14 protein-coding genes are annotated in these 22,335 nt (G+C 66.5%); 5 read left to right on the top strand and 9 right to left on the bottom strand.

Translation table 11 applies throughout. The annotated features are described in order from the left end of the window. Window positions 1-10: 10 nt before the first annotated feature. Entirely contained in the window at window positions 11-1,249 is a 1,239-nt protein-coding gene (locus tag ACX3O0_RS11370; protein WP_459107791.1) for an O-antigen ligase family protein, read from the bottom strand. Then, window positions 1,249-2,778 (bottom strand): Wzz/FepE/Etk N-terminal domain-containing protein, encoded by a 1,530-nt coding sequence (locus ACX3O0_RS11365; protein ID WP_459107790.1) that lies wholly within the window; start codon window positions 2,776-2,778, stop codon window positions 1,249-1,251. The genes ACX3O0_RS11370 and ACX3O0_RS11365 overlap by 1 nt, the downstream gene beginning before the upstream one ends. 197 nt (window positions 2,779-2,975) lie before the next feature. Between ACX3O0_RS11365 and ACX3O0_RS11360 the strand changes: the two genes are divergently transcribed. Beyond that, entirely contained in the window at window positions 2,976-4,817 is a 1,842-nt protein-coding gene (locus tag ACX3O0_RS11360) for a right-handed parallel beta-helix repeat-containing protein (protein WP_459107789.1), read from the top strand. Here the strand turns inward: ACX3O0_RS11360 and ACX3O0_RS11355 are convergent. The 4 genes from ACX3O0_RS11355 to ACX3O0_RS11340 all read right to left on the bottom strand — a co-directional run bounded on the left by ACX3O0_RS11355 (window position 4,814) and on the right by ACX3O0_RS11340 (window position 16,081). Further along, the gene (locus tag ACX3O0_RS11355; RefSeq protein ID WP_459107788.1) at window positions 4,814-6,034 is read right to left on the bottom strand and encodes an MATE family efflux transporter; all 1,221 of its coding nucleotides are present in this window, start codon (window positions 6,032-6,034) and stop codon (window positions 4,814-4,816) included. The genes ACX3O0_RS11360 and ACX3O0_RS11355 overlap by 4 nt on opposite strands. Before the next feature lie 10 nt (window positions 6,035-6,044). Continuing rightward, window positions 6,045-11,873 carry a PKD domain-containing protein gene (locus tag ACX3O0_RS11350; RefSeq protein ID WP_459107787.1) on the bottom strand — a complete coding sequence of 1,943 codons (5,829 nt, stop codon included), beginning with the start codon at window positions 11,871-11,873 and terminating at the stop codon, window positions 6,045-6,047. A gap of 115 nt (window positions 11,874-11,988) precedes the next feature. Continuing rightward, complete coding sequence (locus ACX3O0_RS11345; protein ID WP_459107786.1) at window positions 11,989-15,276, bottom strand: PKD domain-containing protein; 3,288 nt, start codon at window positions 15,274-15,276, stop codon at window positions 11,989-11,991. 118 nt (window positions 15,277-15,394) lie between these two features. Next, window positions 15,395-16,081 carry a hypothetical protein gene (locus ACX3O0_RS11340; RefSeq protein ID WP_459107785.1) on the bottom strand — a complete coding sequence of 229 codons (687 nt, stop codon included), beginning with the start codon at window positions 16,079-16,081 and terminating at the stop codon, window positions 15,395-15,397. 176 nt (window positions 16,082-16,257) lie between these two features. Between ACX3O0_RS11340 and ACX3O0_RS11335 the strand changes: the two genes are divergently transcribed. From ACX3O0_RS11335 to ACX3O0_RS11325, 3 genes are read left to right on the top strand one after another with little or no spacing between them, the layout of a single operon-like run. After that, entirely contained in the window at window positions 16,258-17,424 is a 1,167-nt protein-coding gene (locus ACX3O0_RS11335) for a DUF1972 domain-containing protein (RefSeq protein ID WP_459107784.1), read from the top strand. After that, entirely contained in the window at window positions 17,421-18,518 is a 1,098-nt protein-coding gene (locus tag ACX3O0_RS11330; protein ID WP_459107783.1) for a Gfo/Idh/MocA family protein, read from the top strand. Before ACX3O0_RS11335 ends, ACX3O0_RS11330 begins: the two co-directional genes overlap by 4 nt. Next, window positions 18,515-19,405, top strand: a complete 891-nt coding sequence (locus ACX3O0_RS11325) for a hypothetical protein (protein WP_459107782.1) — start codon at window positions 18,515-18,517, stop codon at window positions 19,403-19,405. The genes ACX3O0_RS11330 and ACX3O0_RS11325 overlap by 4 nt, the downstream gene beginning before the upstream one ends. A 4-nt stretch (window positions 19,406-19,409) precedes the next feature. On the opposite strand, the gene ACX3O0_RS11320 is transcribed toward ACX3O0_RS11325, so the two are convergent. After that, complete coding sequence (locus ACX3O0_RS11320; RefSeq protein ID WP_459107781.1) at window positions 19,410-20,192, bottom strand: CDP-alcohol phosphatidyltransferase family protein; 783 nt, start codon at window positions 20,190-20,192, stop codon at window positions 19,410-19,412. Window positions 20,193-20,269: 77 nt separating this feature from the next. On the opposite strand from ACX3O0_RS11320, the gene ACX3O0_RS11315 reads away from it, so the two are divergent. Then, window positions 20,270-21,331, top strand: a complete 1,062-nt coding sequence (locus tag ACX3O0_RS11315; protein WP_459107780.1) for a glycosyltransferase family 4 protein — start codon at window positions 20,270-20,272, stop codon at window positions 21,329-21,331. On the opposite strand, the gene ACX3O0_RS11310 is transcribed toward ACX3O0_RS11315, so the two are convergent. Then, window positions 21,328-21,723 carry a thioredoxin family protein gene (locus ACX3O0_RS11310; RefSeq protein ID WP_459107779.1) on the bottom strand — a complete coding sequence of 132 codons (396 nt, stop codon included), beginning with the start codon at window positions 21,721-21,723 and terminating at the stop codon, window positions 21,328-21,330. The two genes, ACX3O0_RS11315 and ACX3O0_RS11310, sit on opposite strands and share 4 nt — an antisense overlap. A 77-nt stretch (window positions 21,724-21,800) precedes the next feature. Continuing rightward, on the bottom strand, window positions 21,801-22,331 hold the full coding sequence (locus tag ACX3O0_RS11305) for a DUF488 domain-containing protein (protein WP_459107778.1): 531 nt from the start codon (window positions 22,329-22,331) through the stop codon (window positions 21,801-21,803). Between the last annotated feature and the right edge of the window lie 4 nt (window positions 22,332-22,335).

Genomic DNA, 22,335 nt, shown 5'->3' with positions numbered 1-22,335 from the left:
GCGGATCAGCCTACGCTCCGGGTGCCGCCTGCACCAGTGGGTATCGCACTAGTTTCTGGCGCTGCACCGGGGAGCGGTGTCCGGGCTCGAGCAGGAGCGAAATGCAGAAGAAGAGAACGAAGATAACGCTCGACTCCACGAGTCCGTTCTCGGCAACGCTCCTGACGAGCAGCAGCACGAGCAGGGGGAATGTGAGGTTCCGCAGTTGGGGTGATCGCCCACTCTCGACGAGGGTGAGGAAGACCCAGACGAATACCAGAACCAGGCCGATGATCCCGGTCTGGCTGAGTACGGAGACCCAACTGCTGTCCAGTACCTGGGTTTCCCACCAGCGCTCGTCGACTTCGACCGTCTTGACGGCCAGGCCGGCGCCGATCCACTTGTGCCAGGTGTCCATCGGGATGTCCAGCACCGCCTGCCACGCGATGGTCCGGGAACTCAAGGTCGCCAGTTCCTGGAGGTTTTGACCGCGCACCGCCACCTGAGCCACAAGGTCGGTGAATGCCACGATCGTGTAGGCGACCGGTGCCAGCAGGATGAGCACGATGCCGGCCGACTGCGGCAAGGGCCACGACAGCATGATCGTGAGCACGATCGCGAGCACGGCAACGAACAGGGTGGTACGTGAACCGGTGGCGAGGACGATGACGCTGAAGCTCAGCATGAGCACGGCCGTATGGGTGCGCAGCCCGGCGCGGGTGATCTCGATGGCGAGCCCGACCAGCGGTGGCGCCGCGAGCCCGGCAAGCTCGTTGGGCCTCATCGCCGGGATCCCGCTGGCAAGCCTTCCCTCCGCGAGGAACTCGGGTATGCCGGTCACCGCTCCAATGATGCTGAGGATGCCCATGGCGATGAGCAGGGAGCGGAGCAGATCGAGCGGCGTCGTCGTGCAACTGAGGGTGTAGACGGTGGCGGCCACCAGGATGATCCGAACTGCAAGCACCAGGGACGGCACCGGGTCACCCGCGGCGAGTGCTCCGAGGCAGGACACCGCGACGATGGCGATGAGGAAGGACAGGGAGCGGATGCCGACCCGTCCGCGCATCCGATTCCGGTGGTAGATCGCCAAAGCGAACAGGAATGCCGTGAGCGCGACCAGGGCCTTCGCGATGACGACCGGGTCCGCCCCGCCGGCATACAACGTGTCCGGACGCCATGACACCACGCTCAGTACGACGAGGAACCAGGTGCTGACCAGGATGGGCAGTGTGGGGGTGGTGCCGGTTCGACTCGCTGTCGAAGCTGACATCAGCCCTGTACCACCTGTTCTTCCTTGACCTCCGGAAGGGTGCTCGACTCCGTGCTGGGTTTTGGGGACGGCTCGACAGCGCTGATTTCGTCGGCGTCGAGTTGGTCAGCCTCCAGCAGCGCCGGGGCGGTGTCAGTGGTGTCAACGTCGGGGGCAGCAGTCCGGGCCGGCTTGCGGCGAACTGCGATGAGCGCTTTGGCGGGCTTGGCCCGGAAGTCCTCCGGTCGCCAGGTCGCAGACAGGTCGATGTGCCGGCCCCGCGGCACGTCGAACAGCACGACACCGATGGGGCGTACGCCGACGATCCGCAGTTGACTGATGGCCCGCGCCAGATCGCCGTCGGTCGACCGTGCGTGGCGCGCGACCACGATGGCCACGTCGGCGTAGGGCCCGAGCAGGGGAAGACTGGCTGGGTGGCTGGTCTGGGTCGACTGAGCGATGACCACATCTGATTCGGAGACCAGACAACTCACCACGGCGCGCAGCGAGGCTTCGGCTCGGGTACCGGTGATGACGGCAGTTCCTGCCGGCAGCACGCGGATGCCCGGGCTCTCGAGCGCACGAGCACTCTCCGCGAGCGTGCTCGTGCCCTCGAGGAGTTCGGCCAATCCTGCTGCGTGGCGGACCGCTGCCAGCTCGGCGGCATCCGTCGAACGCTCCGTCTCCACCAGGAGGACCTCGCGGCCGGTCGAGGCGGCAGCACGGGCAAGACCAAGGCGGATGCGCGCGGGCGTCGCCCTCTTCCCCGCAGGGACGAGGAGGAGCAGGCGCGGCATCCCGCCACCGTTGGCTTGCCGAATGCTGAGCAAGGCATCCGCCATTGCCGCAGGGACGAGTGGCTCCACCTTTTCGTGGCGCCGCGGTGACCGACGCACCGGGATGGCGCCCAACACCGGGAGTCCGCTCGCGCGTCGCACGTCGGCGACGTTTCGAAGCCGACGGTCGAAGCGGGTCAGGAGCAGGGCGGCGACTGCGCCGAGCGCGAGCCCCGCTACAAGGCCCAGGCCGACGATGACGGTCTTCTGCGGGGCGCTCGGTGCCAGCGGTGGGGTGGCGGAGATCCGTTGATCCAGCAACACGTTGGACTTCTCGATGTCTGCTACGACCTTGGCCAGGTTGCTGGCTGTTTGATTGGCGATCGCGGCAGCAGTCTCCGGGTCGTCAGCCTGCGCAGTGACGGTGACGAGCACAGTGTTGTCGGGGTTCTTCGCCGACACCATGGTTTTCAGCTGTTCCAGCGTCACGTCGAGGTCGAGCTGGTTGATGGTCGGCCTCAGCACACCCTCGCTCTGCACCAGGTCGGGGTAGGAGGCGACCCGATCCTTGGAGAATTGCGAGCGCTCGGCGAGGGTCGCGTTCGAGTCCTCCACCGAGAGGAACATGGTGGCCGTGGCCGTGTAGGTGGGCGGGATGCTGAACGCGATGATGGCCGCCGTTCCCAGTCCGAGCGCGACGGCCGACACGATAGCCAGCCATCGCTGGCGGAAGATCTCGAGATAGCCCAGACTGTCCATACTGGGCACCCCCATTTCGGGTAGGGTCGCGCGGATTATTCAGGCTATCCGCCGATGCTCGCCATCGCCAGCCCTCCCGCCCAACGAGTTTTCTGCGGTGCCCATGGGGGATTCCGCCGCGGCAGCATCTGTGGCAATGTACCCGTGTACCCCTCTCTGGGGTGCGTTCGCCCGTCATGCCCGGTGACGGTGCGAACTCTGGAGGAGAGCGAATGTCCGCTACTGAATCGACTCCCGACAGAAAACCGCGTCCTCGCTGGCTGATCCCCGTACTGGTCGCGGCGGGTGTGGTGCTCGTGGTCGCTGCGGTCTTCGTGGCCTCGTTCGCCGGTCGCGGAAGCGCAGGGCCCCCTGGCGATCCGGGAGTGCCTCCGGTTCCTCATGTCGACGGCCTGGGGGCACCGGATAGCGCGGGCGCGGATGCCGCGGACGCCGGCTCCGCGGAGGTCGGCACCGCGCAGTACGAGCCCCCTGCTGGCGCGCTTTTCGTGTCGCCCGCAGGCAACAATGACCTTGAGGGCGGCGTCGATGACCCGCTACGCACCATCAAGGCCGCCATCAATCGGGCTGGTGCCGGCGGCACCATCGTTCTGCGCGCCGGCGAGTACCACGAGAAGATCACGATTCCCGAGGGAAAGCCGCTCACCATCCAGTCGTATCCCGGCGAGTCGGCCTGGTTGGACGGCAGCCGGGTCGTTGAAGGATGGACGGCGGACGGGGAGCTGTGGTCCACCGCCTGGGACTTGGCATTCGACTCCAGCCCCACCTACTCGCGAGGGGTCGACGACAACGACGAGGAGCATTGGCAGTTCATCAATCCGGAGCACCCGATGGCCGCCCACCCCGACCAGGTCTGGGTGGATGACGAACCGCTCCGTCAGGTCGGGGCGCTCGCCGAATTGGATCCACAGTCGTTCTACCTGGACGAGGACTCGGCCACGCTGTACCTGGGCGCCGACCCGACCGGTCACGTCGTGCGGGCGAGTGCGCTGCAGCGGGGACTCAGCATCCGCGCCGAGGGAACAACGATCCGCGGAATAGGGATCCACCGTTATGCGCCGTCGGTGCCCGACTTGGGCGCCATCACAATCGAACGTCCTGGCGTCACCTTCGAGAACGTCGTCGTGGCGGAAAACGCGACGACCGGACTCTTCGTGACGGCAGCGAAAACCACTCTGCGGAACGTCACGGTGGTCGAGAACGGGATGATCGGCATCGCCGCCAACTACGCGGATGAGTTCATCGTGGAGGGCGTGAAGTCATCCGACAACAACACTGAGTGGTTCAACAAGGCACCGGTCGCGGGCGGCCTCAAGCTGACCCGTTCCCGGATGGTCGTCGTCACCGGCTCGGAGTTCTCACGTAACAACGCCACCGGATTGTGGTTCGACCAGTCGTCCCGGGACATCGCCATCACTGGCAGCCGGATGGAAGGGAACCAGGGGCACGGGGTGTTCCTGGAGATCTCGGCACGGGCGGTCATCGCGGGCAATGTCATGGCCGACAACAGGGATCTCGGCATGAAGATCAACGACACCAGCAGCGTGGAGATCCGCAACAACATCGTTTCCGGCAACATGAACGCCATCTCCGTATTGCAGGACGAGCGCCTCAAGTCTGACGCGAGCGTGCCGGGACACGACGAACGTCACATGGATGATGCCAGGATGACCTGGCTCGGCACCGATGTGACCATCGTGGGCAACACGCTCGTCGGCAATGGCGAGCGCGGCCTGCTCTGGGTCGAGGACTACTCCCGCGAGCACAGTGCAGAAGACTTCGGCATAACCGTGGAGGGCAACCTCTATGCGCGAGCCGAGAACGGGGACCCGGCGACGATCGTCGCGTGGCCGATGAGTGCGAGTGGATCGACCCTGTTCAGCACCCTGGAAGACTTCACCGACAGCACGGAGCAGGAGAAGAGCGGGCGGGAGTTCCGAGGATCCGCAGAGCACAAGCGCCCCAGTCACTCCGGGGCGCAGCGACCTGACATTCCCGCATGGGTAGAAGCGACGTTCAGCGCCTACCCAGCGGTGAGCGAGGCCCTCGGTTAGCCTGCCTCCCCTGGTCCGCGCCGTACCAGCGGCACGAGGATGAGGAAGCGGATGGCGAGGCCCCCGAGAACGGAGGCCACCGCGAGCACTGCGGGGACCCAGTGAACGTCGCCACCAGCTGCCAGCAGCACCCACGCGAAGGCGATCGCGACGGCGGTGTCGCCGGCACGCACGGCGAACACCGCGGCCTGGCGACCGCCGACAGCCGCAAGGGCGCCGTAGGGCGTCACCGCTGCGATGGAGGCCGTATAGGCGATCCAGCCGATGACCGCCAGCACGTCGGGCGCCGTGCCGAAGAGCAGCGCACCGGCCCACGGCAGAGCAGCCACCAGAACCGCCCCAACCAGCACGGTGAACCCGACGAGGGCGAGCACGGAGCGGTCCGCCCGGCGCAGCTTCTCGCCCACCGGCTTGGCCTTGTCGCTGGCGAATGAGACGAACAGATAGGAGCTGAGCCCGCTCACCGCGAGGGTTGCCGGCGCCACATAGACCCTCCCGGCCTCGAGGAGGCCGGTAGCGGCCAGGCTGGCCAGCAGCGTGACCAGGGTGCGGACCACGGTCAGCATCGCCGGGCGCAGGAACTGCTGGCCGGAGCGCCAGGCACCGTACCGGAACACCTCGAGTGCCCCGCCGCGCTCCATCCGGGCCAGGAATCGTTCCTCCCGGGGGAGCAGCATCGCACCCAGGACAATGGCAACCACCTGGCCGATGGCGATGGCGGTGAAGAACGTGAGGAGGGTGAGCGTGCCGGTCAGGGCGACTGTGACGATCACCCCGAGCGCGACCGCGAACGACGCGAGGTCGATCAGCACGACCCGCCAGAAGCCGAAACCGGCCATGAGCAACCGGCGCATGAGTTCCTCCACCGCAAACAACGCGACGGCAACGCCGAAGACAGAGGCGGTTGCGCCGTCGAGGAGCCCGGAGGCCCAAGCGACCGCCGCGGAGGTGACAGCGGCGCCGATGGCGATCCCCAGGGCGAATAGCTGGAGCGCCCAGCGGATGCGGTTCAGGCGGCGTTCCAGCACGACCAGGGAGTCGCCCACCAGTCCACTTGCCGTCCCGGCGACCAGCACCATGACTCCGTAGGCGATCGCGAACGCGCCCAGTCCTTCGAAGCCGAGAGTGCGCGCGACGATGACCTGGATGGTGAAGCTCGCGAGCGCTTGCGTACCTTGTGACCCTATGGCTCCCAGGGCTGCGCTTTTCGGCCTCACCTTCGACAGGCTACTGCGGGGTGCGCGCGAGGACGTTGTCGTACCGGATGACAATGGGGGCGTTCGGCGACGAACTCGAGATGTAACTCTCGAACCCGATGGATCCGGCGGCCTGCAATGCGGCCGTCGCATCCGTCACGCTCAGTTGCCACGCCGCCGGCTCTGTGGTGCCGGCCCGCCACAGCTTCGCCTTGATCGTGGTGGGGTTCGTGCCGGTGACCTGCGCCTTCAGAATCAGGATGTCTCCTGGTGCGTAGGTCAGCCCCGGCACGGTCATGTTCGCGAGGACCGACGACGAGCCGGTAAGCAGCTGGAGCCCGACCACTCCTCCAGGCTGGAGGCGCGCCCGGGCCTGGTAGAACGCCGAACCGACCTGGCGTCCCACGACGCCGACCACGATGTGGCCGGACTCCGCTGCCTTGTCGCTGGAGATCTCCACCTGCGCTTCGACGTCGGTGACGCTCACCCCGCCGAGCAGGGCGCGGCGCGTTGCTCCGGCTGAACTGTGCACGAACGCTCCGGCGCCATCGGACACCGTGTAGGTGGAGTCCACGTTGGAACTCCAGTCTCCACCGGTGGTCGCTGTTCCCCACCCCGCGGCAACGGTCCGCTCGAAGTCATCGGCGGCGATCGGAGCAGGCGGGCCGCCGGGGGCTGTGACCTCCACGAGGTGGCTCACGGCGCCGGTGGAGCCGGCGGCATCCGTAACGGTCAGCGTCACGGTGTAGTTGCCGGCCGCCGCGTAGTCATGGGATGTCGTCACCCCGGTGCCCGCGGGTGATCCGTCACCGAAGTTCCACGCATAGGAGGCGATCGCCCCCTCTGCATCGGAGGAGCCCGAGCCGTCGAAGGATGCGCTCAGCCCGGTGGCAGCGGACGTGAACGCCGCAGTCGGCGCCTGGTTGGGGGTCGGGGAGTCCGCCACCGTGACCTGATGGCTCACCGTTCCGGTCGCGCCCTGGTCGTCGGTGACCGTGAGCGTCACCGTGTAGGTGCCGGCGGCGGCGTACGCGTGACTGGGGTTCGTCGCCGTGCTGGTCCCGCCGTCGCCGAACGCCCAGGAGCGGGAGGCGATGCTGCCGTCCGGGTCGCTGGAACCGGTGGAGTCGAAGTTCACCGTGAGTCCGGCCATCGTGTTGGTGAACGCTGCGGTGGGCGCGACGTTGACCGGTCCGGGTCCGGCTTCCTGGTCGTGCCCGGCGACGGCCAGGAGGCTGTCGTAGCTGATGGTGACCGGGGTGTTGGTGGCGGAACCGGACAGGTAGCTGATGGTTCCGACGGTGCCGGCGAATTGCAGGCCGGCCGACGAGGAGGTCGTCGACAGGGTCCAGTCGGTCGGTTCGGGGGTGCCGGCTTTCCAGAGCTTGCCGCGGATGGTCGTCGGGCTGGTGCCGTAGGCCTGCACTTTCACCAGCATGACCTCACCGGGGGTGTAGGTCATCCCGGGGATGGTGGTGGCTTCCAGGATGGTCGACCCGCCCTGCAGCAACTGGAAGGCCACGTCTCCGCCGGCGAAATAACGCACGCGGGCCTGGTAGAAGTCGCTGCCGACCTGACGGGCGATCAGCCCGGTGTAGGCGCCACCACCGGTGATCGTCTTATCGATCGACATGCTGCCGGTGACTGTCACATCGTTGCTGGACACGTCCGACAGCCAGGCCCGGCGGGTGGACCCGGTCGTGCTGTGGGTGAGCACTCCGACGCCGGAGCCGACCGAGGTGTTGCCGGCCGAGTTCGTCGTCCAGGAGCCACCGGCATCCGCGGTGCCCCACCCGGCGGTCACCGTGCGGGAGAACTCGTCCCGGGCCAGCACCGTCACCGCCGGCGGTTCCCCGGCGGTCACCACGTGCGTCACCGTTGCGGTGCCGCCACTGTTGTCGGTCACCGTCAGCACCACCGTGTAGTCGCCGGCCGCCGCGTAACTGTGGGCAGGGGTCTCCCCGGTTCCGGCCCCGGCGTCACCGAAGTCCCACTCGTAAGTGCTGATCGTGCCATCCGTGTCATCCGATGCCGACGCATCGAAGGAGACCACGTTATCCGTCACCGCATGCGTGAACTCCGCCGTCGGCAACACATTCTCCGCACTCACCGTCACCGGTGACGAGAACGTCGCCGTGCCATCCTGGTTGTCGGTGACAGTCAGGGTCACCGTGTAAGTGCCGACAGCGTAGACGTGACTTGTAGTGACGCCGGTGCCGGTCGACCCGTCGCCGAAGTCCCACGCGTAGCTGCTGATCGTGCCGTCGGGATCAGACGACGCGGACGCGTCGAAGCTGACGCTGGTGTCGGTGATCACGTTGGTGAATTGTGCGGTGGGGGCGAGGTTGGCTGGTCCGGCTTCCTGGTCGTGGCCGGCGATGGCGAGGAAGCTGTCGTAGCTGACGGTGACCGGGGTGTTGGTGGCGGAACCGGACAGGTAGCTCATGGTTCCGACGGTGCCGGCGAATTGCAGGCCGGCGGTCGAGGAGGTCGTGGTGAGGGTCCAGTCGGTCGGTTCGGTGGTGCCGGCCTTCCAGAGCTTCCCGCGGATGGTCGTCGGGCTGGTGCCGTAGGCCTGCACTTTCACCAGCATGACCTCACCGGGGGTGTAGGTCATCCCCGGGATCGTGGTGGCTTCCAGGATGGTCGACCCGCCCTGCAGTAGCTGGAAGGCCACGTCCCCGCCCGCGAAGTAACGCACCCGGGCCTGGTAGAAGTCGCTGCCGACCTGGCGGGCGATCAGCCCGGTGTAGGCGCCGCCGCCGGTGATCGCCTTGTCGATCGACATGCTGCCGGTGACGGTCACGTCGCCAGTGGACACGTCAGACAGCCAGGCCCGCCGGGTGGACCCGGCCGTGCCGTGGGTGAAGACGCCGACGCCGGAGCCGACCGAGGTGTTGCCGGCCGAGTTCGTCGTCCAGGAGCCACCGGCATCCGCAGTGCCCCATCCGGCGGCCACCGTGCGGGAGAACTCGTCCCGGGCCAGCACCGTCACGGCGGGCGGTTCCCCGGCCGTGACCACGTGCGACACCGTAGCGGTGCCGCCGCTGTTATCGGTCACCGTCAGCACCACCGTGTAGTCGCCGGCCGCCGCATAGCTGTGGGCAGGGGTCTCCCCGGTGCCGGCCCCGGCGTCACCGAAGTCCCACGCGTAGGTGCTGATCGTGCCATCCGGGTCATCCGAGGCGGATGCGTCGAAGGCGACCGCGTTATCGGCCACCGTGTGCGTGAACTCCGCCGTCGGCAACACATTCTCCGCAGTCACCGTCACCTGGTGGGCTGTCTCTCCCACCCAGCCGTCGTTGTCCGTCACCGTCAGGGTCACCGTGTAGTCGCCCGGCGCGGCATAGGTGTGGGACGTGGTCACTCCGGTGCCGGTCGACCCGTCACCGAAGTTCCACGCGTAGGTGCTGATCGTGCCGTCCGAGTCGGACGACGTCGACGCGTCGAAGCTCGCCATCAGGTCGTCCGCGCTGTGAGTGAACGCGGCCACCGGTGGAACATTCGCGGTGTTGCGACCCGAGAGGGTGAAATGGTTCTGGATCTGCGCGCCGCTCAACGGCTGCGGGTATATGGCCACCTCATCGATCTGCCCGTTGAAGTAGCGTGCGCCGCTCCAGGTGTTATCACCGCCGATGCGCCAGTAGCCCCAGTAGTTCTGGCCCCACGTGGTGTTGGGGTTCACGCCGGCGCGAACGCCGTCGACCCAGAGTTCCATCCCGTTCGGGCCGAGGCTGCCGACCACGTGGTGCCAGGCATTGTCGTTATAGGAGCTCGCACTGCGGATGATCTGAGTGTTGCCCGGGTAGACCCCGAAGTTCACCCTGCCCGCGGTGTCCATGTAGATGTGGCGATCGTAGTTGCCGGAGTTGTTCGACTGGGATGAGCCGAACCCGACGATCTTGCCGCCGGCCGTGGTGTTGGTCCTGAACCAGGCCTCAACCGACAGGCTGTTGTCACGCCACACCCGCTGGCTGGAAGCCGTATAGCTGTTCGTAGCGCCGGTGAAGTCGGCAGCGGTGTTGCTGTCGCCGACGATGGCTCCGGCCTCACCGAAGCCCACACCTGCTCGGGCAAGCGCGTTGGCGCGACCGACGCTGTCGATCGCCGTGCTGCCGCCGGAGTCCCCGAGTCGCCAGTAGTTCGTCGGCTGGTCGTTCATGACTCCGCGGGCATACTGGCTGAGCGTTCCCGAGCCGCCGGCGGTGAACGACACGGTGGAGCCCCAGCCGTTGTTTCCAAAGGGGTCGATTGCCCTCAGCCGATAGGTGTAGTTCTGCCCCGGGGTCAGTCCGGTGTCGAGGTAGGTCATCGTCGGCTGGTTGTAGAACCGGGAACTCTCGATCGTCTCGTAGATGGGCGACGCGGTCCTGCCGTCACGGATGATCTGGTAGGTCAGATGTTCGTTGTCCCGGTCGTAGTTGGCCGGCCAGCTCAAGCTGATCACTCCGGACGCCGGCGAGCTCATGCTGGGCACGAAGTTGTCTCCAGTGAGGCGCGGGCCGTCGAGATTGGGAGCGATCGAGGGAATGGCAAACCGCACCAGGCCCTGCTGGGCGCGGCCGTTGACCTGGGTGAACTCACCACCGTAGACGGCGTACTGATCGTTCGAGTCGACGTCCCAGGGGCCCTGGAACTGACCGGTGAAAGACCCCAGGTTGATGTTCGGGAAGAAGTTGAGGAGGGACGGCGCCTGGTTGCCCGCGAAGTTGTGGTAGCCGTACGGGTCGTTCGAGACGACACCTGTCGCCTCCTTGGTGAAGGCGATGCCGCGGTAGAAGGTCCACGGGTCGGTTTGCGGGTATCCGTCGATGTTCCCGCAGTAGTGCGCGTGGCCCGCCGCGTAGATCGCCCCGCTGGAGGATGCGGAGACCGAATAGGTGTCACCGTGGCAGTCGTTGATCCAGACGATTCGGCCGTCCGACCAATTGGCCCGGAAGATTCCCTCCAGGTTGCCCCCGGAACCGAAGACGTAACCGGAGCCGTAGAAGCTGTCGGAGTCGGATTCGAGCGCGAAGATCGCCGCATTGAGTCCGGCGTTGCGCACGGTGGTGTTGGCAGCGAACGGCGTTACGAGCTGACCGACGGTCGAATCAACCATGGCGAGTCCGTAGCCGGGATTGTTGGAGCCGTTGACGGTGGTGAAGTCGCCACCGATGACGACCTTCGATGCATCGGGGGAGATCACGACGCCGTAGGCGCGGCCACCGGCGAGCTCCGGTGCCCAGCCGGTGATACCGCCGTTCGCTGCGAGGGCAGCGGCGGCGCCCAGGCGGGTGTTTCCGCTGACAGAGGTGAACGGGCCGGAGAAGTACACCGTCGTATTGGTCGCCGTGACGGCGTAGACACGATAATTCGCACCAGGGTTGAACGACGGGATCACGTTGCCGGTTTGCGTGTCGAACGCGACGATGCGGTTCCGGGTTGCGCCATTGACCTGGGTGAAGTCACCCACCACGTAAAGCCGGGTGCCGTCGGGGGAGGCCGCAAGTGCGCGTACCTGGGCATTGAAGGTCGGCGCCCAGGGGAGCAGGGTGCCGGTGCTGAGGTTGTAGGCCAGCATGTAAGAACGGTTGACCTCGTTGGCTCCGGGGGCGGATCCGAACGGCCGGGCCCTCGAGAAGTCGCCGGACACGTAGACGGTGTCCCCGACGATCACCTGGTCCCAGACGACCCCGTTGATCTGGGGTGTCGGGAGCGGATCCGTTGACACGGTCGACGGCGTCGGTGCTGCCGGGGCCGTATCGGCGACCGCAGGCGAGGCCTGGACCATCGAGAGGAGGGAGGTGACAAGTACGGTGGCGGCAAGAACCGAAACGACTCGTAGTGGGGTAGGCGACATGAGTCCGGGTGAGCGCATGGTGTCCAACTGTTCGGGTTCAGTCGGCGGCTAGGGGGTTCCGCCGGTGGAACGAAACTATAGACCCCATACCCCCCAAACGAGTGTCCCCCAAACGGGGGACAATCCTCCGTTTCTACTGGACCGAGGTCGACGCGAAGTTGTCGTAGCTCACGGTGACCGAAGAATTGGCGCTGCTCGAGAGATACGACTCGATCCCGATCGAGCCGGGCGTCTGCAGGCTCGCGGCGGTGCTGGTCGCGTTAACCTGCCACGTGGTCGGCTCCGCCGAGCCGGTCGCCCAGATCCGGGTTCGCAGGGTCGTCGGGTTCGTTCCTGTCACGTGAACACGCAGCTCCACAGACTGCCCACCGGCGCAGCTGACTCCCGGAACGGTCGTGTTCGCCAGGACCGAGGACGATCCTTGCAGCAGCTGGAGCCCACAGGTTCCGTTCGATTGGAACAGCACTCGCGCCTGATAGAAATCGCCTCCCACCTGTCGTCCGACCACGCCGACGCGCGCGCCACCGCCCGTCGTGGTCGCGTTGACGGACAGGCTGACCCGTGAGTCAGTCGAGGAGGCCGAGATTCCCGACAGCAGTTGCCGACGCGTTGTGCCGGGCGAATGGGCGGTTGTCCCGGCACTGCCGTTGACCGCGGCGCCAGCTGTGGAGCCGGACCACGCACCGCCGACCGGAGCGGTGCCCCAGCCGTTCGCGACGGTTCGCGAGAACGCGTCACTGGCCAACTCGCCTCCCGGTGGCGGCGGGGGTGGTGGAGGGGGCGGGGTCCCTGTCGAAACCGTGACGCTCCGCGTGGTGGTTGCCGTCGCACCGTCATCGTCCGTCACCGTCAGGGTGATCGTGTATGTGCCGGCAGCAGCGTACGTTCGACTGGCGGTCTGCCCGGTGGCGGTGCCGCCGTCGCCGAAGTTCCACGCGTACTGCGCGATCGTGCCATCGGGGTCGCTCGACGCACTGCCGTTCACCGTTGCGGTGAGAGCGTTCGTCGAACTGGTGAAGCTCGCCACCGGTGGCTGGTTGGGCGGAGGGGTCACCCCACCTCCGGTCCGAAGCTGGTAGTGCTGGCTCACCTGTCCGGCCGAGAGGGCGGTCTTGTAGATCGCGACTTCATCGAGGTCACCGGTGAAGTTCTGGTTGCCGGCCGGAGTCGTGTCGCCGCCCACCTTCCAGTACCCCCAGAAGCCGCGACCGTAGTCCGTCGAGCCATTGCTTGCGACCAGCGTGCCGTCCACGTAGAGGCGCATTCCGTCTTCGTTCAGGGTGCCGACAGCGTGGTGCCACTGGTTGTTGTTGTAGCCCGTTCCGCTCTGGAGCGTGCGCGTCTGGGTGTCGAAGACGCTCCAGTTCACGCGGCCGCCGTTCAGGTAGAGCGAGCGATCCTGCGCGCTCGATGACGAGTTCCCGGTAACGGATCCGCTGTTGCCGAATCCGAGGATCTTGCCGCTGGAGATGCTGGTACGGAACCAGGCCTCGACGGTCATCGAATCATCCGTCCAGGTCTGCTGGCTCGAGACCGCTCGTCCTGAGCTCGTGCCGTTGAAGCGGGATGCCGTGTTCGAGTCCCCGGCGATCGCCCCGCCGACTCCCCGCGAGACGCCGCTGCCTGCCGTCGCATTCACCTGGGCGTTGGTGTTCGCAGTCTGGGTGACGTTCGCCGTCGGACCGGCCCAATTGACGACCGTCGATCCGCTGCTCTCGCCGAGTCGGTAGTAGTGCGTGGGGTGGTCGGCAAACACGCCACGGGCATAGGGGCTGAGGGTTCCGCTCGATCCGGCGGATGCCGTGATGGTGTTGGACCAGGCGACGTTGCCGAATGGGTCGGTCGCGCTCACCCGATAGCTGTGACTGGAGCCGGGGGACAGCCCGCTGTCGACGAAGGTGAGAGTCGTCCGATCCCAGAACTGCGACAGTGCGGTCGTCGTGTAGATGGGCGAGCCGGTATTGCCGTCGCGGATCAGCCGGTAAGTGAGCTGTTCGTTGTCACGGTCGTGGTTCGCCATCCAGCTGAGCCGTACCGTGCCGCTGGAGTAGGCATTCGCAGTGAGCGGCCAGTTGCCGCCCGACGCCCGTGGGCCGTCGCTGTCCGGCGCGATCGCCGAGACGGCGAACCGGGTCAGGCCCTGCTGGTTGACCCCGTTGACATTGGTGAACTCCCCGCCGTAGACCACGTAGTTGCTGTTCGCCGCGACAGACCACGGACCCTGGTACTGACCGGTGAAATTGCCGAGATTGATGGTGGGGTAGAAGGCGAGTGGCCGCGGGCTCGGCCTGCCGGACTGCGCATTCGCCCGCACGACGCTGTACGGACTCTTCGAGAAGGCGAGCGCCCGATTGTGTGTCCACGGCTCCTGTTGCGGGAATCCGCCGACCCATTGGCATTGGTGGGCGTGGCCGGCGACGTAGACGCTGTTGCCGGAGGAAGCGATCGAATAGTGGTCGCCGCGGCAGTCCGCCACCCACTGCAGGTTCAGGCCGGCCCAATCGATTCGGAACGTCCCCTCGGTGTTCCCGCCTGTGCCGAAGATGTAGCCGGCGCCGTAGACACTGTCGGTGTCAGACGACATTCCGAACACGGCGGAGTCGCTTCCGGCATTTCGGATGATCGAATTCGCCGGCATCGCGATGCTGGCGCCGTTCGTGCTGTTGACTGCCCCGAGGCCGTAGCCGGGGTTGCCGCTGCCGTTCAGAGTGGTGAAGCTTCCGCCGATGACCACCTTGGAGGCATCCGGCGATACCTCCATGCCATAGGCCCGCCCGTTCGCCAGCGCGGGTGCCCATGCCGTGGTCGCGCCGTTCGACGCGTTCGCGGCCGCGGCACGACCCGGGCGCGATACCCCGGCGGCTGAACTGAAGTTGCCGGCGAAGTACGCGGTGGTCGCGCTCGCCGTGACGGCGAAGACCTCGCCATTGGCGGATGCTGCGAAGCTCGAGATCACGTTTCCGGAGGGCGTGTCGAACGCGACTATGCGGCTGCGGGCCGCCCCGTTCACGGTCGTGAACGCACCGACGACGTAGACCCGGCTGCCGTCGGGGGAGGCATCGATCGCGCGAACCTGGCCGTTGAGCGTCGGAGCCCAGCTGGTCAACGCACCGGTGCTGAGCCGATAGGACAGCAGGTGGGTTCGGGCGACGGTCCCGGAACCGGCTGGTGAGCCGGCCGGCCGCGCCGTCGTGAAGTTGCCTCCGACGAACACGGTGTCGCCGACGATCTCCTGATCCCAGACGACTCCGTTGATCTGGGCGGTGGGCAGGGCATCCGAGGTCACCGTGGTCGGTATCGCGGCCGACGGAGGCGACGAGTCGGCCGTGGCCGGAGTGGCGGCCATCAGCGACGCGATGAGGGTCACCGACGCGACGATAGCCAGCGTGGGGAGGCGAACAGGACGGTGTGGCGTTTCCATTTGGACTGCCTTCAGGGGGTAACGGCAGGGGGCCCACAGTGGCTCGGGTTGGCGCAATGCTAACCCCCCATTCGGGGGGTGTAAATACTCCGGCAGTACGAAAGTCGAAAGTGGTTCGCTAACCGTCTATCAGCGTGGCGATATCACCCTGGAAGACCAGCGGATCCACGTCGACCGAATAGTCGACCATGATCGTCACGTTGCGCCGTTCGTCCTCCGGAACCGTGAAGATGTAGACGCCGGTCGCGGTTGTTCCGGCGCCGACCACGGCCGGTAGCGGTGAGCCGCCGGGCTCGCGAAGCTCGGGGGCGGGCGTGAGGTTGGCCCCGTAATACGCGCTCACGACGGTGGTGCCCAGCGGGGCATCCGTCGTCGCCGAATTGGCGATGGTCACCGTCACGCGCAGCGACGGCCCGGCGACCTCTCCGGGCCCCCGCGCCGTGCCTTCGACTGCTTCGACGCGGGAGATCTCCGCGGTGAGGCTCGGAGTGATCGGTGCTGGCTCGTCGATGGCGGCTGGTGGCTTGTCGGTGGGCGCTGCGGGGCCTTCAGTAGGCGGGGTCGACGGGGTGGGCGTCGCGGATGGCGACGGTGAGCCGCTGGGCGAGACGCCCGGCGGCTGGCTCGGGGTTGAGGCGCCCGGCGCCGTCCCCAGCGCCGCGAAAACCGCGATCGCTGCGGCGATTGCGAGGAGCGCGGGAATGGCGATGAGGAGGATGCGGCGCCAGCGAGCGCTGAGCCCAGCCTGGGCAACCGCGTCGTCCGAGGCGTCTGCGTCGTGCGCGTCGGGCTTCGCGTCTGCCATTGCGGCTCCGGTGCGTGATCGGGTATCGGGCTGCTCATTGTACTCGCGATGAGCAAAATACGACCCCCCGTTTGGGGGTCAGGAAGGTGGTGAGGAAAGCGTAGACTTTCGACCTCAGCCGTGAGCGATCGGTTGACGAGGCCTGTATGCCATCTCGGTTCTGTGCCAGGAGAAAAGTGACCAGCGAGAGTTCCACCACCGACCACAGACCAGTGGTGCGCGTCCTGGGCACACACGGTGTACCCGCCGCGTATGGCGGGTTCGAGACCGCGGCCGAGAACGTCGCCCTTTTCCTGCGCGATCAGGGCTGGCGGGTCGTCATCTATTGCCAGGTCCCCGGACGGGGCAGCGTGACCGAAGACGAGTGGAACGGCATCGAACGCGTGCTCATCCCGGAGCCCCGCGAGGGTTGGCTCGGCACCGCCAGCTTCGACTTCACGTCGATCCGGCATGCCTCCCGCCATCGCGACGTGTGCCTCACCTTCGGTTACAACACCGCGATCTTCAACGTCATCCAGCGGCTCAAGCGCATCCCCAACGTGATCAACATGGACGGCATCGAGTGGTCTCGGTCGCGTTGGGGCAGGGGGCGGCAGACCATCCTGTGGGTCAACGAGCGGATCGCCTGCTGGGTGGGCAACCGGCTCATCGCCGATCATCCGGTGATCGAGCAATACCTGGCCACTCGCGCCAGGCGGTCGAAGCTCGTGACGATCACCTACGGAGCCCATGCGGTCGCGAGCGCGCCGACAACACCGGTGACCAGCCGGGGTCTCGAGCCGGGTAAGTACCTGACGCTCATCTGCCGCCCGATTCCCGAGAACTCGATCCTGGAACTCGTCACGGCATTCTCGGCCGAAGAGCGCGGGTATCACCTGGCCGTTTTCGGAACCTATGGCGACGACGACGAGTACCACCGCGCGGTCCGCGCCGCCGCCAGCGACGAAGTGGATTTCGTCGGCTCGATTTATGAGCCGGCGGATGTTGCAGCACTGCGGTTCCACAGCCTCGGCTACCTGCATGGTCACACCGTGGGTGGCACCAACCCATCCCTGGTCGAGGCGATGGCGGCTGGCAACGCGGTTATCGCCCACGACAACGTATACAACCGGTGGGTGGCCGGCGACGGCGCCCTCTACTTCACCGGCGTCGATGATGCCGCCCAGCACATCACCACACTGCTCGGCTCGGCAGAACGACGACAGGAGCTTGCGGCGGCGAGTCGGGCCAGGCACGAGGTCGAGTTCACCTGGGAGCACGTTGCCGGGCAGTACGAGCAAGTGCTCAGCCTCTACACGTCGCAATCGGCGACGGCCAGGGAGTCGCGGGGAGGAACGGCATGATTCGCATCGGCGTCGTTGGCCTGGGAAAGATGGGGCTGTCGCACCTGTCAATGATCCGGGCGCATCCGGAAGTCTCTGTGGATGCCGTGGTCGACTCGGCCGCCTACATCCTGGGGGTGCTCTCCAAGTACACCGGCCTCAAGGTCTTCACCGGCTATGAGGAGATGCTCGACACCGTTGAGTTGGACGCGGTGCTCATTGCGACCCCGACCCGCTTCCACGCATCGATGGTTCGCGCTGCCATCGAACGCGGACTGCACGTGTTCTGTGAGAAGCCGCTTTGCCTGACCGCGGCGGAGTCGTCCGAGCTTGCGGAGCTTGCCGCCGCCCGTGGTCTCGTGACGCAGGTCGGGTACCACAACCGGTTCGTCGGCGCCTTCCGTGAGGTGAAGAGGCTGCTCGAGCTCGGCGCTATCGGGCGCGTGACCCACATCCAGGCCGAGTCCTACGGGCCGGTCGTGCTGAAGTCGAAAGGCTCGACCTGGCGGAGCAAGCGAACGGAAGGGGGCGGATGCCTGTATGACTACGCTGCGCATCCGCTCGATCTCGCTACCTGGTTCGCCGGCAAACCGCTGGGAGTCGGCGGCACCATCCTCGGGAGCGTTTTTTCCGAGAACACGGAGGACGAGGTGTTCAGCACGCTGTACTTCGAGGGCGGGGTGAGCGGGCAGCTCTCGGTGAACTGGTCGGATGAGTCGTACCGAAAGATGACGACCCGGATGACCGTGACGGGCACAGCCGGAAAGATCGTCGCCGACCGGCAGGAGGTGCAGGCCTACCTGCGCAGCACCGCTCCCAGCATCGACGGCTACGAGCAGGGCTGGAACGTCAAGTACACGACGGAGCTCACCGACCCCGTCTGGTTCTACCTGCGCGGTGAGGAGTACAGCGCGCAGCTGGATCACTTCGTGCGTCGAACCATGAATCCTGCGCTGGATGCTACGAACGACTTCGCCAGCGCCGCCGCCACCGACCGGGTGATCGAGTTGCTGACCATCGACGCAGCGGCCGGGCCGGCCACGACCGATGTGGGTAGTGCCGTTACCGCGCCGGAGCCCGCCCGTCGCCGGAGCCTGCTGGGGAGGCGAGCATGACCAACATCGAAACCGTTCCCACCACACTCGACCGTCTGCTGTTCGGCGACAACCAGTTCTTCGGCGTCAACCACCGCTCGGAGGAGAAGGCGCGCGAGCAGTCGATGCGGTTCCAGAAGGTCGACGCGATAATGGAGGTCATCGACGACGCGTACGACAGCGGCATCCGCACCTTCATGTGCACCACCCATGACCGGATCGCGGAGGTGGCGGAGCGCGTGCGGGCGGAGCCGCAAAAGTACGAGGGCTTCAGCTTCTTCCCCTGCATGCCCTATGCGCACAAGTACGCGGACGCGGTGACGGAAAGCGGCATGGTGGGGGCGCTCGGCAAGTTCCTTCCAGACGAGGGTCTGCTGAACGCGATGATGCGCGGTGGCCGTTCGCTGGCGACGAAGGATGTCGAGGGGCTCATCACGCTGCTCATCGATGCGGAGATGGCCGCCTTCCGTGGCGTTCGAACGCCGGTGATCTGGCTGCAGAATGTCGTCGTCGACCTGCTGCTCGGCCTGGGGTTCACCGACGCCTTCGCTATTTTCGCGAGCCACGTGCGCGGAAAGTACGGCGCGGAGCCCGGCTTCATCACCATGAACCTGCCCCTGCTGCTCGGCGAACTGGATCGAGCCGGCCTCGAGAACCCGCTCGTCTGCTCCAACATCAACAAGATCGGGTTCCGGATGTCGGGTGGCATCGAGGCCTACCACGACGCCTTGGCGCGGCGGCCCTTCCGCGCGGTGGCGATGTCGGTGTTCGCCTCGGGCGCGATCCAGCCGAGGGAGGCGATCGAGTGGATCTTCGCCCAGCCCGGTATCGAGTCGATCGTGTTCGGCGCATCCAGCAGGCAGCACATCGCGGGCACCGTCGCCCTGGTGCGGGAGTTCGGTGGCTGACCGGCTACTCTGCCGGCCTGCTTGAGAGGGCGTCGATGGTGCGGAGGTCCCGCCACCAGCGCACCAGCACGGCGAACAGGATGACTGCGTTCGCGAGGAACAGCAGACCGTAGACCAGCACGAATCCGCTGCGCCAGCCGAAGATGAGGAACGCCAGGCAGAGCACCGCGTAGTCGGTGGGAATGGCGACAACCGTCTGCAACCAACCCCCGCCACCCGATGGCTTGGCGTATTTCTCGCCACGCTCCGAGGAGGCGATCCGGCGCAACTGGTCGGTGAGGATCATCCCGAAGAAGAACACCGAGGAGACGACGATGAAGCCCAGGGGAAGCAGGAGTACCGGTTCCGGCAGTCCGGTGCCGAACTGGTAGAAGGAGACCAGGATCACCCCGTGGAAGAGCACGATCTTGAAGGCGTCGACGACGTGGTCCAGCCACTCCCCCGACTTCGTTCCGCCGCCGCGCAGGCGAGCGAGTTGACCATCGGCCGAATCGAGCGCGTAACCGAGGAGGAGCAGGAAGGTCACCACGATCCCCAGCCACCAGGACGGCTGGGCAACCGCCACCAGCACGAGTGCGATCGCGGTCATCGTGGCGCTCGCCGCTGTCACCTGGTTGGGTGTTCCGCCCAGCTGGTAGGCACCGGCGGCGAGCCAGCGGCCGAAGCGCCGGTTCACCCAGCGGGAATACGGTGGTGCACCTCGCCCCGGTTTCTGCGCGGCGGCGAGGTTCGCGACGGTGGCGCGGTATCCGGAACTGCTGGCGTTGGTCGAGCCTTCAGTGGCCATGTTTCACTGTACGTCAGCGACCCAGTTGACGTGAAGGAAGGCTCGCTTCCGGGCCCGATCGACCATACGATGCAATCATGCGCGTGCTCTTCGACGGCTTCTGGTGGGTGCGGGGGCCGGTGTCGAACCGTCAGGTGCTGCGAGAGTTCATCTTCGCCTGGGCGAGAGAGTTCCCTGAAGATGAGGTGATCGTCGCCGTGCGGCGTCGCGATCGTGAGGTCGCGCGGGCAGAACTGCCCGCAGCGGTCGCTGTTGTCGGAACGTGCCTGTCACCCCAGGGGATCAGCGCGATCGCCGAGTTGCCGTTCATTGCGAGGCGGATGCGTGCCGAGGTCACCGTCACGCACAACTTCACCCCGGCATTCGGCCGCGCGGCCGTCTTCGTTCACGACTACATGTTCCTCACCACACCCGAATGGTTCACGCGCAAGGAGCGCGCCTACTTCGCCCTCATGCCCCTTACCGCGAGGCGCGCGAACTGGCTGTTCACCTCATCGAAGAGCGAGGCCGCCCGCATCAGTCGACTGAGCCGCAGTCGCGCGGTGGTTCCCGTCGGCTTGGCGGTCGGAAGTGGGCTCACCGGTGCGAGCCCGCGCCGTCCAGCCGAACTCGAAGGCCTAAGCGACGGCTTCCTGCTGTGCGTCGGCCGCCTGAACGCCCGCAAGAACCTCGCCAACACGATCGAGGCCGCCCTTGCCTCCGGGCGGGTGATGGATGCCGCGCCCCTGGTGATTGTCGGGGAACCCCAGGGACGGAACGCGGTACTGCCGGACGGTGTGGCCGAGGCGGTCGAGCGTGGGGCCGTACGGTTTCTCGGCTTCATCGATGATGGTGAGCTCGCCTGGCTGTATGGCAACGCATCCGCCCTGCTGTTCCTGACCCGCGATGAAGGCTTCGGATTGCCGGCACTCGAGGCGCTGCACTTCGGTGCCCCCGTTGTGGTGAGTGACCTTCCGGTGTTCCGGGAGATCCTCGGGGACCGCGCGGCCTTCGCCGACCCCGCGAACGTGGCGGCGATCGCCGCCGCCATTCGCGCCGTGCCGCGGAGAATAGAAGCTGTCGACACCACCACGCTCGGCTACTCCTGGGAAGAGAGCGTGCGCCGGATGCGGGGTGCGATCACCGCATCCGCCGGTTAGCCGGCAGAGCCTTCCTTCGCAGCCTCGTTCCCGGCCTCCTGCTCGGCGATCTTGGCGTGCACCTCATCCATGTCAAGGCCGCGCACGGCGTTGATGACCTCGTCGAGGGCGGGCCGCGGCAGGGCTCCCGGCTGGGCGAACACCAGCACGCCGTCCCGGAACGCCATCAGGGTCGGGATGGAGGTGATTCCGGCAGCACCGGCGAGGGCCTGCTCGGCTTCGGTGTCCACCTTCGCGAACGTGATGTCGGTGTTGCTGTTGCTGGCCTCTTCGTAGATGGGGCCGAACTGCTTACAGGGGCCGCACCATTCCGCCCAGAAGTCGACGAGCGTGATGCCAGGCTCGGTGACGGTCTTCTCGAAAACGTCGGCGGTCAGGTCGATGGTGGGCATGCAATCCTCGTCTCTCGCTACAGTGTCCTCGTTACAACGTAGCCTGAGGGCCTGATCATTCCCGGGGCGGCATCCGGTCAGTCGCTGGGTTCCGGCGGGTAGGTGATTTGCGTGCCATCGACCTTCGCGAAACTCCTGAGCGTGTGGGGCTTCGCGGACTTCGCGGTCATGATGTCGAGCACTTCCACCCCGCGCACCACCAGTGCGTCACCGATGAGAGAGCGGTGGCAGCGCCAGGGCACGGCCTCCGCGCACATGATGACGGTCGGCTTCTTGTCGCCGAGCGCGAGCAGTTCGGCCAGGCCGGCCTGGAACGCATCCGTCTGCATGTAGTCGGCGTAGCCGCGGAACGACGTGTTCCGCCAGCCGCCGTTGACCGAGTCCTTGGTGGTGTGCCGAAGCCCGCCGAGCGCCTCCAGCCGCTGGTAGGCGATGCCGTTCTTTGGAAGGTTTTCGCGAAGCTGGTCCTCACCGAACTGCGGGTTGTGGCGCGACTTCGCGATGGTGCGCACGTCGACCAGCTGTTCGACGCCGTGCGCCTTCAGCAGCTCCACGAATTCGTCGATCGGATGCGTGGAGTGTCCCACCGTGAAGATCCGCTCGGTCATGGCG

The organism is Homoserinimonas sp. A447 (assembly GCF_054489325.1).
Note: the sequence above shows the minus strand (reverse complement) of the source record. Positions and strands in the feature narration are given on the sequence as shown.

What these genes read in the sequence shown, in the direction of transcription:
- ACX3O0_RS11370 (WP_459107791.1), bottom strand. Translation starts at nt 1,249, where the DNA reads ATGTCAGCTTCGACAGCGAGTCGAACCGGCACCACCCCCACACTGCCC.
- ACX3O0_RS11365 (WP_459107790.1), bottom strand. Translation starts at nt 2,778, where the DNA reads ATGGGGGTGCCCAGTATGGACAGTCTGGGCTATCTCGAGATCTTCCGC.
- ACX3O0_RS11360 (WP_459107789.1), top strand. Translation starts at nt 2,976, where the DNA reads ATGTCCGCTACTGAATCGACTCCCGACAGAAAACCGCGTCCTCGCTGG.
- ACX3O0_RS11350 (WP_459107787.1), bottom strand. Translation starts at nt 11,873, where the DNA reads ATGCGCTCACCCGGACTCATGTCGCCTACCCCACTACGAGTCGTTTCG.
- ACX3O0_RS11345 (WP_459107786.1), bottom strand. Translation starts at nt 15,276, where the DNA reads ATGGAAACGCCACACCGTCCTGTTCGCCTCCCCACGCTGGCTATCGTC.
- ACX3O0_RS11340 (WP_459107785.1), bottom strand. Translation starts at nt 16,081, where the DNA reads ATGGCAGACGCGAAGCCCGACGCGCACGACGCAGACGCCTCGGACGAC.
- ACX3O0_RS11330 (WP_459107783.1), top strand. Translation starts at nt 17,421, where the DNA reads ATGATTCGCATCGGCGTCGTTGGCCTGGGAAAGATGGGGCTGTCGCAC.
- ACX3O0_RS11325 (WP_459107782.1), top strand. Translation starts at nt 18,515, where the DNA reads ATGACCAACATCGAAACCGTTCCCACCACACTCGACCGTCTGCTGTTC.
- ACX3O0_RS11320 (WP_459107781.1), bottom strand. Translation starts at nt 20,192, where the DNA reads ATGGCCACTGAAGGCTCGACCAACGCCAGCAGTTCCGGATACCGCGCC.
- ACX3O0_RS11315 (WP_459107780.1), top strand. Translation starts at nt 20,270, where the DNA reads ATGCGCGTGCTCTTCGACGGCTTCTGGTGGGTGCGGGGGCCGGTGTCG.
- ACX3O0_RS11310 (WP_459107779.1), bottom strand. Translation starts at nt 21,723, where the DNA reads ATGCCCACCATCGACCTGACCGCCGACGTTTTCGAGAAGACCGTCACC.
- ACX3O0_RS11305 (WP_459107778.1), bottom strand. Translation starts at nt 22,331, where the DNA reads ATGACCGAGCGGATCTTCACGGTGGGACACTCCACGCATCCGATCGAC.